This window comes from Xenorhabdus szentirmaii DSM 16338 (genome assembly GCF_002632585.1).
Taxonomy (GTDB): Bacteria; Pseudomonadota; Gammaproteobacteria; order Enterobacterales; family Enterobacteriaceae; genus Xenorhabdus; species Xenorhabdus szentirmaii.
This window is the reverse complement of the sequence record NZ_NIBV01000002.1, coordinates 1644967-1659949: the sequence shown is the minus strand read 5'-3', so window position 1 is coordinate 1659949 and position 14983 is coordinate 1644967. Positions and strand designations below refer to the sequence as shown.

Below are 14983 nucleotides of genomic sequence, written 5' to 3'. Positions count from 1 at the left end.
CGTCTTCCAGTGCTGTGCTATGGGTTAAAGCGAAAACTGTGCCAAGTTATATTCCGGGGCAGGTAATGGCGTTTAACTTACTGAAAAATATAATTTAAATTTATATAAGATATTTTTATTAATATAACTGAAGTCGCTATTGCACTATGATTTTTCGTAGTATTATGAGTTTTCATAATTAAAACTACGGAAATTCATAATACGAATATGATGGATAACATGAATAAAATTGATTTCATTTCGGATTGGGTCATTTCTGAAAATTCGATTCGCCCGCTGGCATTTGAACACACATCACAGGCATTAATTGTGCTGGACCCACATCAAAACCAGTTTATTGATATGAATATCAGTGCTACCCGATTATTGCGTTATGAGCGTCATGAAATTATTCAAAAAACAGTCAGCTCCGTTTTTGGTCACCTCAGCCAACTACCACAACTACTGGCATTTACCGAAGAAGCGTTGGAAAACGATTGGGCCTGGAGCAATGAGTTATGTTGCTTTGATAAACATGGGGGAAAAATCCGGTTAGATATCACTTCCATTTCATTGCCCTATAGAAACAAAACATTGCTGATCTGGTCGCTGGTGGATATTAAGGATGTAGAACTGCGTCGCTTCAAGCAAGATACTGATAAAGCGATTCGTACAGATTTAAAAGAATGGCAATCCTTGCAAGAATTGTTTATTGACTCCGATACAGGCAAACATTTATTGCTGAGTTCAGCCGGTGATGGTATTTACAGTATCAACAAACAAGGGTTGTGCACCTTCATCAATCCTGCCGGTGCCAAAATGCTGGGGCTGCAACCTGAAGATGTGCTGGGTAATAATATTCATGAAATTCATCACCATACCCATGAAAATGGTGATCATTATCCTGTAGAGGAATGTCCGATTTACGCGGCTGTACATGACGGCATTGTGTATGAAGGCATTCAGGAAATTTTTTGGCGGCGTGATGGCAGTTACTTTCCGGTGGAATTTACCAGCACCCCGGTTATTCGTGACGGTGAAATTATTGGGGCTGTCGTGGTATTCCGTGATATTACCGCACGGTTGAACACCGAAAAACAACTGACTCATGCCCTTGAAGAACTGCAAGATTTAAAAAGCCGGCTGGAACAGCAAAACGAATATTTGCAGGAAGAAATTTTACAAGAAAATAAATACCACGAAATTGTTGGCAATAGCGCCTCGATTTTGCAGATTATCGACAAAATCAAGGTTGTTGCCCCAACGGATGCCAATGTGATGATTTATGGTGAATCCGGTACAGGCAAGGAACTGATTGCCCGCGCTATTCACCAATCCAGCCACCGTAAACAGCAACCACTTATTCGGGTCAATTGTACCGCCATTCCTTCGGAACTGTTTGAAAGTGAATTTTTTGGGCATGTCAAAGGGGCATTTACCGGCGCCGTGCGTGACCGTATCGGCCGTTTTGAATTGGCAGATCAAGGCACATTATTTTTAGATGAAATTGGTGACATTCAACCAGAGTTGCAGAGTAAGCTACTGCGTGTGTTGCAGGAAGGTACTTTTGAGCGGGTCGGTGAAGAAAAAACACGGCATGTTAATGTGCGAATTATTGCTGCCACCAACCGGAATTTAAAAGAAGATGTGAGAAAAAAACACTTTCGTGAAGATCTGTATTTCCGTTTGAATGTATTTCCGATCCATGCTCCGGCCTTGCGTGACCGTAAAGAAGATATTCCGCTGTTGGTTACACATTTCACCCGACTGATTTGTGATAACCGTAAGATTAAATATCTGCCGTTTTCACAAAAGCATATTCTGGAACTTCAACAATATGACTGGCCCGGTAATATCCGCGAGCTGCAAAATGTTATTGAACGAGCGCTCATTACGGCAAGGCAGGGGGCAGTTTCTTTTAAATATTTGCTGGAACAAGATCAAGCGCCAGCGCCAGCCAATATCCCGCATCAGAATATTCATCATGAATATCAACAAACAGAAGGGGTGCTGACGATAAAACAATTTAAGGAGTTAGAGGTACAAAACTTTTCCCTTGCCGTCACACAATGCAAAGGGAAAATTTTTGGGGATAACGGTGCAGCAAAGTTGTTGGGAATAAATCCAACAACCTTGATTTCACGCTTAAAGAAATTGGGGATTGATTATTAAAAATCGTATCCGGAAGTAGTCTGGTTGATTAATATATTGCCATTTATTCCTGTACCTTGAATATAAAATTGCATGAAAGTTTAATTGCCCTTAAACAGGGGCAATTTTGGCCTTTGCCAATACCCATTTTTCAAAAAGGAAAAGAATATCATGCACAACGCAGTCTATTTTTTCATTTCAATAATATATTGACTACTTCCCGTCAGGGAAAACGGCATCTTGTAAGTATTTGTGATAGAAAGCCCTGCTTGTTTTGCTATTGATTCAAATTCTGGCAGACTCCGGGATTTTCCTGATACTGTTATATCCATATATAAATCAAATGATTCTGAATCGGCTTCATGGGGTTCTTTAACCATTTCGATGATGTATAAAACAGAATCTTCCCGCATGGCTTTATGGATATTACTCAGGATTTCAACCGATTTATTATCTGTCCAATTATGCAAAACATTTTTTATGCTATAAGCATCATATGCTGCCGGAATAGTGGAAAAGAAATCACCTTTGATAAAGGTTACACCTTCTGATTCCTGTCTGTCAAAATCATACAGATCCATCACATGACATTGAATATGTGGACGGTGAGTTTTTATATATTTTGCTAAAGCCCCCAAACCGCCACCGATATCCATCATTGAATGAATACCCTCCAGTGGCATATTTTCAAGAATATGTTCACTCATTATATCGGTTGTTTTTGACATAAGATTATCAAAAACCATTTTAAGGGGCTTATTATGTTCATGACTAATATGTTCAAAAAATGATTCTTGATGACTGAGTTCAAAAGCCGATTTTTCGTTCATTTTATTTAGGGACTGACCATATTTTGACCAGGCGCTCCAGGTTGACGGGCTTAATTCGAATTTTATATGCATTGTTGAGAAGCTATTTGGATCACTGAGTGATGAACATGACTCAGTAAGGTAAAATTTGTCTTCTTTTTTTGTTAATACATTAAGTGACTGCATGTAGTTCAATAACCGAAGGAACCGATCCTGAGAAACATTGCATAATTGAGCGAGTTGCTCTGCAGTTTTGCCATTTTCAGTGCTTAAATATAATGGTGCTTGGGATTCTACAAAAGCAAATAGGGCACTGGATTTACGATATGCTATGGCTATGTCTACTAACATTCATTCATTCCTTATTAAAATCTTATAAAGAGAGTGTTTCAGGTTATAATCGGTTTATGTTAACACTACATTACGTTAAATTAGAGAATATCTAAATATAACTATGTATTAAATAGTTTTAGTTCCTATTACAAATAATATTCAAACTTTTAAATCAGATAATGATTTCATTATCTGATCTTTCCGATTTTAAAAATTATTTTATTTTCTATTTTGTTTTTTGTTATACCACGAAGAAAAAATGTCATGAAATATAAAACAATGTCACTTGTATAGACGAGCAAGTAATTAATAGAATACTCCTGTCATTTTTCAAGTTTCAGCTTTGTTGGCTTCGCTCACTTCAGTCATAAACTTATCTATGCTCCTGGGGATTGCTCCCTTGCCGTCGTGTTGCATCTTGAAATCCAAAGGCATCAACCTTCCTAATTATAATGTGAGTTGCTATGTACACATTACAGGCATTACCTCTTACTCAGTACCAAAAAGAAATTTACTACGAAACTCAACGTAATCCGGAGAGTAATCAATTTACAATAAGCATTGCACGCGTATTAAAAAATAATATTAACTTTGAAAAACTTTTTCATTCTGTTAATACCGTTCTTGAGAATGATATAACATGCCGATTGCGTATTATTGAACATGAAGGGATGTTGGAGCAGGAAATACAGAATACGGTCACCAATCAAGCCAAGATCATTAATGCTGAAGGGGAAGAAGTGAATGAACTCTTCAAAAAATGGTCAAAGCGGGTTTTTAATCTGGATGAAAAATCACTGCTTGAAATTGCCCTGTTACAAAACCTGAAAAATAACGATACGGCTATTTTTATTCGTGCCCACCATATTGTTTGTGACGGTTGGGGGATAAACCAACTAGCAAAAAAAATTGCTAAATGTTATCACGATAGTCTCCTGATTCAGGATAATGTAGTTACTGAAGAGGTATTGTCTGATCCTTGCCATTTTGAAAAAAATGTTGAGAAATATACCTCAGCTATCCTTGAGCAAGAAGAAATTCTGTCACAGCCGGAAACAGAACAACAAATAACAGCATTGGCTGCGCTTGCACAGCATCATGACCCTGCTTTTTTTAATCGGAAAAAGAAAACGCATTTATCCCGTTTTGTGCAACACCGGCATATATTAACTCAGGCAGAAATGGAGAAAACCCTTTCTCAGGGAATTAACCCGTATCTGGCGGTTATGTCTGCGGTCGCCGTTTTGTTGTCACGGATACATAATAATACCCGGTTAACAATGGGCGTGCCTTTGCTTAACCGGCGCATGAGCCAACTTGATATTGCCGGTCAATGGGCCAATACATTGCCATTGGCTGTGACGGTCAACGCAGAAGATACTCTGGCAGAACTGGCAAGCCGTATCAGAACAGGAACTAAAGAACTAAAAACGTTTGAGCATATTCCTCTGGGGCGTTTGCTGAAGTTCATGGGAACAGTAGTGCGCCAAGGGTTTGATGTGACGGTATCTCATAACTATTCACCGATGACCGGCGCCTCCAGGGACACCTATCAAAACGAAGGTGTTTATGCAGCCGCTACTGCCCATGAAAATGATGCGATTGCGATTCATGTGCACACCTACGGTGGCAATAGTGACGTTGCCATTGATATCACAGGCGCGGAGGATATTTTCGATGAAGACTATTCATTTGAAACCTTTACTGCATCTCTGGGGCATGTCATTGATCAAGTTATTGCTTCACCTGAAAAAACAGTTTCTCAGGTAACGCTCTCTTCCGCAGAAGAAATGGCCCAATTGGCGCTGTTTGAACAGGGGCCAGTCACTGGTTTTTCAGAACAGGAAACGTTATCAACATTATTTGATGCTCAGGTTTCATTACACGGAGACGCTGTCGCGATTGCCAATGCTGGCGGGCAATCTGCGCTGACTTATACTCAATTTCAGGCCCGTATTGACAATATGGTCACTGTTTTACTGAAAGCAGGGGTCAGGAAAGGGGATATTGTTGCGATTCTGATGGACCGCAGCCCGGCAATGCTAACGGCTATCTTTGCTGCATTAAAGGCAGGGGCTGCCTATTTACCCGTAGATCCTAACTATCCGCAGGAGCGGATTGATTATATGTTGGAGGACAGTGGTGTTACGGTCATCATCGCTGACAAACTGAATCAGTCCTTGAGCGCCCGATCCTATACCATGATTGATGGCAATAAGGTTGTCGCTCAGGGCACTCAGAGCCGTGCGGAGCAGGCCAATTTATCGACAGCAGATTCTCTGGCTTATATGATTTATACCTCCGGCTCTACCGGGCAACCAAAAGGTGTAATGATCAATCATTATTCCGTGGTGAACCGGATTGAGTGGATGCAAGAACGGTATCCGCTGGATAATACCGATGTCATATTGCAAAAAACGCCGATTTCATTTGATGTATCCGTTTGGGAGCTTTTCTGGTGGTCGATTACCGGGGCCTCTGTCCATTTATTGCCACCGGGAGCGCATAAAGATCCATTAGAGATAATAAAAGCGATCAGTACACACCGAGTGACAACATTGCACTTTGTTCCCTCAATGCTCCAGCCTTTTCTGGATATTCTGGAAGCTCAACCAGAGTTAGTGAAGGAACTCAACAGCCTGCGCCGGGTATTTACCAGCGGTGAAGCCCTTCCTCCGACACGGGTGAATCAGTTCCGTAAAATTTTCTCCGTCCTTGGCTTAAACGCGCCTGCTTTGATTAACCTTTATGGCCCGACAGAGGCAACCGTAGATGTCTCATATTTCGAGTTTTTCCCTGAAAATGATGATGTTATCAGTCGAGTACCTATTGGGTACCCGATCAACAATACTTCGCTGAGAATTATGTCTCAGCACGGCACCCGGCAGGCAATCGGCATTGCCGGAGAGTTACAAATCGGCGGTGTTGGATTAGCCCGTGGTTATCATGACAAGCCTGAATTAACTGACGAAAAATTCATTTTGTCCGGAAGTGAGCGTTGGTATCGCACAGGGGATTTAGCCAGATGGTTACCTGATGGCAGCATTGAATACTTGGGCCGAATTGATAATCAGGTAAAAATCAGAGGCAATCGCATTGAATTAGGGGAGATCCAAAATACCCTTGAGCGTATTCAGGGAATCAACCGGGCAGAGGTTTTACCTCAAAAGAACAGTCAGGGCGATGATTACCTTTGTGCATACTATACGTTGAATACCACGCTGAATACCCCAAACATGGCGAATGCCCAAAATGTGGCCAATGAATTAAGTGCCGCAGATCACGCGCATTTTACTTCTGAAAAACTGCGCAACGTGTTGCTGGAGTTTTTACCTGATTTCATGGTGCCACAGAAATTCTTCCGCGTTCCTTTTATTCCCCTTACGCCAAACGGCAAAGTGGATCGCCATGCTCTCGTGTCATTGGTGAAAACAGAGGATTCAGGGAGTCGTGATGATGCCCAAACTGAAACTGAATATCAATTCGCTGAAATCTGGAAACGAATATTAAAAATTGAAAAACTCAGTGTGCAGGAGAATTTTTACACATTGGGCGGTGATTCAATCTTGATGTTAAAAGTGCGTTCCGAAGCAGAAAAGGCGGGGATCACGGCCACACTCTCTGATCTGGCACAGTACCTGACAATAGCTGAACTTAGCCAACACATTGATAATCACCGTGAAACGCAAAAAAATAATCGCCAGAATGCACTGCTGCCTTTTGCACTGATCAAAGAAAAAGAGCGGGCGTCGCTTGCGCAATATGCGGATGCATTCCCCGCGACGCAGCTCCAGCTTGGCCTTATCTACCATAGTCAGCAGAGCAAAAATGCAGCCACTTATAAAGATGTTTTCCGTTATACACTGAAATTAAATATGCGGAAAGGAGAATGGGAGCCGGAACTCTTCCGTCAAAGTGCAGCAGCAACTATTCAGCGGCATCCTGTGCTTCGTTCTCACTTTAATCTGGCTGATTTCAGTGAACCCCTGCAAATCATCAATCACAATATTGATCTTGATGAGGCAGTGAAAATTGAAGATCTGAGTTCGCTGACATGGGATGAGTCTGAATCCATCATCAAAGAGCACATGGAAAAAAGCAGTCGGCAGGATTACCTGTTTGATCACGCACCGCTATATCGCATCTGTGTATTCAAGACCGCAGCGACTGACATTATAGAAGTCGTATTCAGTTTCCATCACGCCTTGCTGGATGGTGGCAGTGTGGCAAACTTGCTGTATGAACTTTTTTCCCGTTACCTGAATGAGAATGAGGAAAATGAATCTGAGGCAAATGTCCTGCCGTCACCGGCTTTATATGTACAGGCTGAGCTTCACGTCTTACAGGATCAAAAACATCTCCTGTTCTGGAAAGAAATGTTCGAAGGGCTTGCCAGAACCCAATTCCCTGCCTATCGCTTATATGAAAACCGAACGCATGAAAATCAGCCCAAGAAGCGGGTTTTTGCAAAGAAAGCGATCATTCCCAAAGAGATTGAAGAAAAACTGGGCATTTTGGTACAGCATGAACAGGTTTCAATTAAATCGGTATTCTTTGCTGCGCATTGTTTAACAGTGGCCGGTGTGACGAGCCAAGATCAGATTGCGACCGGGCTTGTGACTCACGGCAGGCCGGATGTACAGCATTCAGAACAAACGTTGGGTTTATTCCTGAATACTTTGCCCGTTCGTTTTTCTGTCGAAAATAAGACGTGGAAAGAATGTATCCATTCGGTATTCAGTGCTGAACAGCGTCATGCGCCATACCGTAAGTACCCGCTTAACGCTATCCAGCAAGTGGCGGGTGAAGGTGCCAAAATCAGCTCTGCATTTAATTATATTCATTTCCATATACTGACTGACGTTTTCGGTGGCTCGGATTTATCCCTCATTGCATTTGATCCGTGGGAAGAGACTAACTTCGAAGTCTTGTTTAATGTCATGACTGATTTCAACACAGGGCAGCATTACCTGCGGTGTGATTTTGATGGCAGTGTTTTCTCACAAGTGCAGGCTGACACTTATATGGATACCTATATGGCCGTCCTGAACAAGATGGTCAGTCATGGTGATCAACCGGCAACGCTGAGTCAGCCATTTGCACAAATGACACATAAGATCCCAGGCAGCAACGAAATTCCATGTCAGGATTTTATGTCAGTGCTGAATATGATTGGGAAAAATGTACGGGAACAACCCGATGCCATCGCAATTCGTTATCATGATCTGCAATGGAGTTATAAAAAACTCTGGTCAGAATCAGGCAAAATTGCTTCTGCACTGATTTCTGAAGGTGTGGTTTATAGGGGAACTGTTTATCAAGGTTCAGTGCAAAATACCCCTGTGGCTATCGCGCTCGAACGTTCTCCAATACTTGTGGCATCATTAATTGGCGTGATGAGAGCAGGGGGGATCTGCCTGCCTCTGGATCTGAGTTATCCGATTCAGCGTATTGAAGCCATGATGGAACAGGCGCAACCGATACTGACCCTTGTCGATGAAAAATCAGAGCCGTTACTCGATGTTGTCGCTGTTCCGACAATGAGGTCCGACACGCTGATAAACCTCGATACTCACGTATCCTGTGGAGAGCTGGAAAACGGGGCTGAGAGAGAAATAGATCCTGAACAACTGGCTTATTTGCTGTTTACATCAGGTTCAACAGGTAAACCGAAAGGTGTGGCAATGCCGCATCGTAGCCTGTCAAATATGGTGGTTTGGCAGAATGAGACAGTTACAGGTAAAAACATTCGCTCGACTTTGCAGTATGCACCGCTCAGTTTTGATGTTTCCTTCCAGGAAATTTTCTCTACGCTCGCTGCTGGGGGAGAATTACACCTCATCAGTGAAGATGAACGGCGCGATCCTTTACAGTTACTGCGTACTATCGATACTTACCAGACAGAAAGAATTTATCTGCCTTATGTGGCACTTCAGCAATTGGCTGAAACGGCCGTCGCACTGGAAACTTACCCGAAAAACCTGAAAGTGGTTATTTCATCCGGTGAACAACTCCGGGTGACTGACGATATTCGCTTGCTTATTGGTCAAATCAATAATGGTATCCTTGAGAATCAGTATGGCCCTACGGAAACACATGTCATCACCGCATTTACCATGCAGGGCAATCCGGCTTCTTTCCCTGCACTTCCTCCTATTGGTAAAAGTATCAGCAATGCAGAGGTTGTGCTGCTTAACGATCAGTTAGAAGAAGTTGCATTTGGTGAGCAAGGGGAAATTTATGCCCGTGGTTTACCTGTCGCACAGGGCTACTATTGCCAGCCAGCATTGACCGCAGAGCGCTTTATCATGCTCAAGGGTGATAATAACCCACTGTATCGCACCGGTGATTTGGGCGTGAAACTCAGGGATGGCAATATGCTCTGTTTAGGCCGCAAAGATACTCAGGTTAAAGTAAGGGGTTACCGTATTGAGCTGGGAGAAGTAGAGTTGGCGATATCGAATGCGCCCGGTGCTGACACCATATTGAAAGATGTTGCCGTTGTTGTTCAACAACACGGTGAAAACGATGGTTATCTGGTGGCTTTCCTGATTGGTGAAAAGGATGACGCATTTGTTGCGCAAGTACAGCGACATTTGTCTGAAACGCTTCCCAAGCACATGCTCCCATCTCAAATGGAGTGGCTGGATCCACTGCCCAAAACACCGAGTGGCAAGCGTGACGATGCCGCATTACGGCAAATGCGGATCACTCACAGACATGCTCAGGCAGAGGGCATTGCTCCGCGGGACCAATATGAGCAGGTACTGTGTGATTTGGCTGCGGATTTGTTAAAAATACCCGAAGTATCGGTTCATCAGAATTTGTTTGATATCGGAGCCACCTCACTGACAGTGATGAGAATGGTGGTTCTGGTCGAAAAACATTTCGGCGCCACGATCCCTTTATCCCTTTTTATCAGTTATCCGACAGTTGCACAGTTAGCGGAACATATCAGAGAAAAGGGAGGATTGCCCACCTTCAGCCCGCTTGTCCCCATGCGCCCAATCTTCACAGGGACAAACGGCAGGAATACAACAGGCCATAAATCCCCTTTGTTTTTTGTCCATCCTATGGGGGGAAATGTGTTGTCTTATTTGCGGTTAGTGAAATATTTCCCGGAGGATCAACCCTTCTATGCGTTGCAATCCCATGGCGTTGATGCCGGATCTGTACCTCTGGCCAGTGTGCAGGAGCAGGCAGCAAATTATCTGCAAGCCATGCGTCAAATTCAGCCTGATGGCCCGTATTCAATCGGAGGCTGGTCTTATGGCGGTTTTGTCGCATTTGAGATGGCTCGCCAGTTGAAAGAGCAGGGAGAAGAGGTTGCTGATCTTTTTGTTCTGGATACGGTTGCTGTCAGCAATGAAATGAAGCGGGAAGTGAATGAAGAAGCGTTGCTGCGTTGGTTTTTCTGGGAATTATTGTGGCTGAATGAAGGGGCGACGCTCCCTGCGCAACGCTTACCGGAGCACACGATTTCTTTGCAGGAACAATTCGAATACATCACCGAACAGGCGATTGCCACCGGCGCAATTCCGCAAGGCAGTTCCCGGGCGGTAATACAAAGGCTGTTTGATGTGTACAGAACCAATTGGAAAGCGGCGTCAGATTACGCGGCTTGCAAGGCTGATGTCAGCATGACTTTATTACATGCGACACGGCCGTTACCTGAGGTTCTGCGTTCCATGCATGATGCCGTCGGAAGTGAATACCGTGACCCTAAAAATGGCTGGGGGAGCAAGACAACAGGTCATATCAATGTCATCGATGTACCCGGTGATCATTTGGAAGTTATGGAAGAACCCTATATAGAGGAAGTTGCAAAAGTCATTTTGCAAGAAATGAACAAGTCCTCTAAAAAACAAGTACTAGCGTACCCGGAGGAAGAATGTCCCATCCATTGAAAGTTATCATAGCTGGAGCCGGTATTGGCGGATTAACAGCGGCTGTTGTTTTACGTCATATTGGTTGCCAGGTTGAAGTTTATGAACAAGCGCCAACGTTGCGCACAGCCGGTTCAGGTTTATCTGTGATGTCCAATGCGGTTGCTGCCTTATCTTCTATTGGTGTTGACCTGAATCTGGAGCATTTTGGTGCTCCGGTTAAATGTGTTGAAATCAGGAACATCGAAGATCAGCTGATCCGTGAACTACCTATCCCAGAGGTTTCATCCTCCAACGGATTTGACAGTGTTTGTATCTCACGCAAGGCACTTCAGGAAGCACTGTTGGAGCAGCTGGATAAGAATATCATTCATGTCGGAACGAAAGTAACTCAAATTACTGAAAGTGGCGAGGGGGTTTCTGTCCATTTTGCGGATGGCAGAGAAACTCAGGGTGATTTGCTTATTGGTGCGGATGGGTTCTACTCTTTTGTCCGTGACTATGTCCGCGGAAATCAGCCAATCCGTGAGGCCGATTATATTTGCTGGCTGGCGATTATTCGCTATCAGCACCCGCAAATCACACCGGGTTACGTTGCCCATTATTGGGGAGAGGGAAAACGGGTTGGTATAATTGATATCGGTGGCGGTGAAATTTATTGGTGGGGAACGGCAAATATGCTGACCGAACAGGCCAACCACTGGCAAGGAAGTAACCGTGATATTTTGTCATATTATGAAGGATGGCCGGATATTGTTTCCGACATTATTTCACAAACGCCGTCAGAAAATATCATCTCTGTAGCCGCACAAGACAGGCCTTTTTCGTCTCTTTGGGGGAAAGGCCGGGTCACATTGCTAGGCGATGCCGCACACCCCATGTTAACTACCCTTGGTCAGGGAGCCGGTATGGCCATTGAAGACGCGGCAGTTTTGGGGCATATGCTGAAGCAGCAGACAGATCCGGTTGCGGCACTGCGTCAGTACGAAGAAATTCGCATTCCAAGGGCGGAAATGTTTGTGGATATTTCATATACACAAAGTGAACTTGAACAGCTGTCTACGCCTACTTCCTGTCAGGAAAGGGAAGACGCCTTGCGGTTTGAACCAACGGAAAAACTGCGGGAAAGTTTTGAAAATTTATTGAAGTTTCCTGTGAATGAGCTTGATGTGGTTTCAGCATAGTCCTGGCACTTGATCTGACATTGCGTCTTGAAAGATTGAGAGTTACCGGTTTTGATGGGGATAGGTAATCCTTATACAAAACCGGTAACTCTTATGACTCATACTCACAATTCCATCATTACCTGACAATGTGTCGCAAATTTACAAGACTGATGGCTTTCCTGTTCTTTCATCCTTCATCCTTGTCCTTAATCTGTAAGTCACTCACATAATCGCCGCAGGCGAGTCTCCAGATTATCCAACGCTTTTGCTGCGAGCCTGATGCTGCCCAGGGCACAAATGCCTTTCGCCTCCCGTTCTGCTTCTTCAGGGGATAAAATTCCTTTACACAAGTTATGCACAATGCGGGTGATAAAGAGTAGATGCAGATCATGCATCGGCATATCACGTTGTTCGGGATTCAAAGCAGGAGCCAACACGCTGGATGGTGTATCGCTGCGCGTATGCGATCACCCAACCACCAATTCGATGCAGGAATTCCCTGCCACCGCAATAAAGTTGCAATAAACGAAGTGGAATCGTATTCACGCCCGTCCTGTGTTGATCGGAATACGGTTGCATTATCTATCCACGGTGAGATGAGCACTGTCGGAACACGTACACCCAGTAGATCGAAAGCAAACCCGCAGTCAGTATCATTGCGGTAGGCGTTGTTTGCAAGGGGAGGCGGAACGTGATCGTAAATGCCTCCATGTTCATCGAAAGTGATGACCAGTAGCGTGTGATCGAAGTCTGGCCCCTGTCGCAAGGCGTTGTATATGTCTGACACCAACTTTAACCCAGATTCCATATCTGACGGCGGATGGCAAGAGTTTGGTACTATATCAGATGAATTTCCTACCCATGCCGGCTCGATGAAACTGAAGGCGGGCAACGTCCCGGCTTTTGCGTCGGACCAGAAATCGCCCATCTTTCCCAGATAGGTATCGGGATTCTGGTCTACTTCCTGGATGTGTCCCTTCAAGAACAACTGATGGGTATAGAAGAGATCTCCCCATGTAGCGTGGTAGTAGAGTTTCCAATCCAGACAGAAGGGCCGCGTGGTGCATCAGGCCAATTGGTATAGAGTTCTCCGGTCTCGAAATTACTCACTTGGCTAAAAGATGAGCCTGTCAATGAGAAAGCCCGGTTCGGATCGGTAGGGACTGGCATAGAACAGAACCAAGCATCGTAAACCGCAAATTGTTTTGCTAACGAGGAGAGGGGTTCCATTAAGCTCGTGCCATAGTAACCCATCATTTCGTATGGCTCTTTTCCTCGAGAACTGTAACTTTTAATGAAGCCTTTCATATCAGGAGCCTGAGGCGTTGCTTGCCCCTCCTTCGCTGAGAAGCCAAAGGGAGGCATGATCGGCTGAACATGCTCCCATTGATCGCTGAAATCATCAAATAGCTGCTGGCTGACTCCGGTATATGAATGATCTGGATCTGCGGTTGGATAGTTAACGTTCTGCCCTGGGTATTGGGTTTGATAGAATTTTTCCCCGGATTCATCCCTATTAAAGCTTGGGTGGGATCGACAGGCCAAAGAGTGATATCACGGGAAGAGGGACTCCAGGCCACTATTCGGTCGCCTAGTGTACAGAGTTTCTTACTTGGCTCGATAGTCCACTGCATATTGGTTACTTTGTTGCCCGGTAAGATATTCGATGCATTTCCGCCATCGAACATCCACGTATGACATTCACCGTTATGTCGGTATCGACTAACAACATAGCCTGCGACCGGAATTAACTCGGCGTTTTTAATCGTTCGCCATTTTCCGGTGAGATTTTGTGGACTCTCAGCAGCAAGCATCAAGGTACTACTGAAGGGATCAAAACGGCGGCACTGGTAAGCACCTGTGTTTGGCCAATACAGCAGCAGATAATTACCTAATGGTATGATTTCGGTCGTCGGGTCCAATTCCGTGCTCAGATCGCTTTCTGTGACCAAGGAAGGCAGGAAATCGGCCTGTGCTTCGGATTTAACAGTGAGCAAATAGCTTATTTTTATTTTGCACTGAAGAACGGGGCATTGCTGCCAGAGTCAATGGCTATTCCAAGTAATAAATCACAGGTAGAGGACTCAATCCGAATTGAGCGATCTGATGAATCAACAAACCCAAAAAATCACCCATCGAAGTGAGCTGAGTTATGTTAATTATAGCTTCGATATCGTAATCGTAAAACGAACGCCACTTGATGAAAAAAGCACTCAATCACTGATAATCCATGATTTGGTTTAACGGCCCATTATTTGTTAAGTCATTAATTAACTGATATTAAAGATGTAATTAACTTATTTTTTCGGATTAAATGGGAAAGAATAGGATCCAGATCCATCGACCCCCTTCATTGTTAAAGGAATAACGACAAGCGACCTCATGAATTCCTTCCAGCTTAAATTCATCAGAACACGGATATTTTGGCTGTTTCAATTACACCATTCCATCTCAATAAAAAGCGGTTCATTCGGTAGCCGATGAAGGCTTTGGTCAGAAAAAAAGAAAAATCTTTGAAATAGATCTCAAAAAACAGGCTAAAAAGTCGGATAAGGGGGCTTGTATTCGAAATTGGCTTCATTCATTATCGGGACAATAAATAACCGTTACTATTTTCATTAGTTAATATAACAAAGCTAATAATTGCAAAACAAACATT

Annotated in this window: 7 protein-coding genes; 3 read left to right on the top strand and 4 right to left on the bottom strand. The window is 43.9% G+C overall.

Annotated features, from left to right (window positions below; all coding sequences use genetic code 11):
* The first annotated feature begins 219 nt into the window (after positions 1-219).
* Positions 220-2151 carry a sigma 54-interacting transcriptional regulator gene (locus tag Xsze_RS17125; protein ID WP_038234917.1) on the top strand — a complete coding sequence of 644 codons (1932 nt, stop codon included), beginning with the start codon at positions 220-222 and terminating at the stop codon, positions 2149-2151.
* Between the two features lie 164 nt (positions 2152-2315).
* On the opposite strand, the gene Xsze_RS17120 is transcribed toward Xsze_RS17125, so the two are convergent.
* Positions 2316-3290: a methyltransferase gene (locus Xsze_RS17120; protein WP_038234860.1), complete on the bottom strand. Its 975-nt coding sequence runs from the start codon at positions 3288-3290 to the stop codon at positions 2316-2318.
* A 446-nt stretch (positions 3291-3736) separates the two neighbouring features.
* Here Xsze_RS17120 and Xsze_RS17115 point away from each other — a divergent pair, with 446 nt between their 5' ends.
* Positions 3737-11179, top strand: a complete 7443-nt coding sequence (locus Xsze_RS17115) for an amino acid adenylation domain-containing protein (RefSeq protein ID WP_051462298.1) — start codon at positions 3737-3739, stop codon at positions 11177-11179.
* Positions 11164-12342, top strand: a complete 1179-nt coding sequence (locus tag Xsze_RS17110) for an FAD-dependent monooxygenase (RefSeq protein ID WP_038234862.1) — start codon at positions 11164-11166, stop codon at positions 12340-12342. Before Xsze_RS17115 ends, Xsze_RS17110 begins: the two co-directional genes overlap by 16 nt.
* A 200-nt stretch (positions 12343-12542) precedes the next feature.
* Here the strand turns inward: Xsze_RS17110 and Xsze_RS17105 are convergent, their stop codons facing one another.
* Genes Xsze_RS17105 through Xsze_RS17095 form a run of 3 tightly spaced genes read right to left on the bottom strand, consistent with a single transcriptional unit; the run spans position 12543 to position 13869 of the window.
* The gene (locus tag Xsze_RS17105; RefSeq protein WP_099138069.1) at positions 12543-12746 is read right to left on the bottom strand and encodes a hypothetical protein; all 204 of its coding nucleotides are present in this window, start codon (positions 12744-12746) and stop codon (positions 12543-12545) included.
* Positions 12743-13306, bottom strand: a complete 564-nt coding sequence (locus Xsze_RS17100) for an alkaline phosphatase family protein (protein ID WP_051462299.1) — start codon at positions 13304-13306, stop codon at positions 12743-12745. The genes Xsze_RS17105 and Xsze_RS17100 overlap by 4 nt, the downstream gene beginning before the upstream one ends.
* Entirely contained in the window at positions 13303-13869 is a 567-nt protein-coding gene (locus Xsze_RS17095) for an alkaline phosphatase family protein (protein WP_071991741.1), read from the bottom strand. The genes Xsze_RS17100 and Xsze_RS17095 overlap by 4 nt, the downstream gene beginning before the upstream one ends.
* Positions 13870-14983: the final 1114 nt, after the last annotated feature.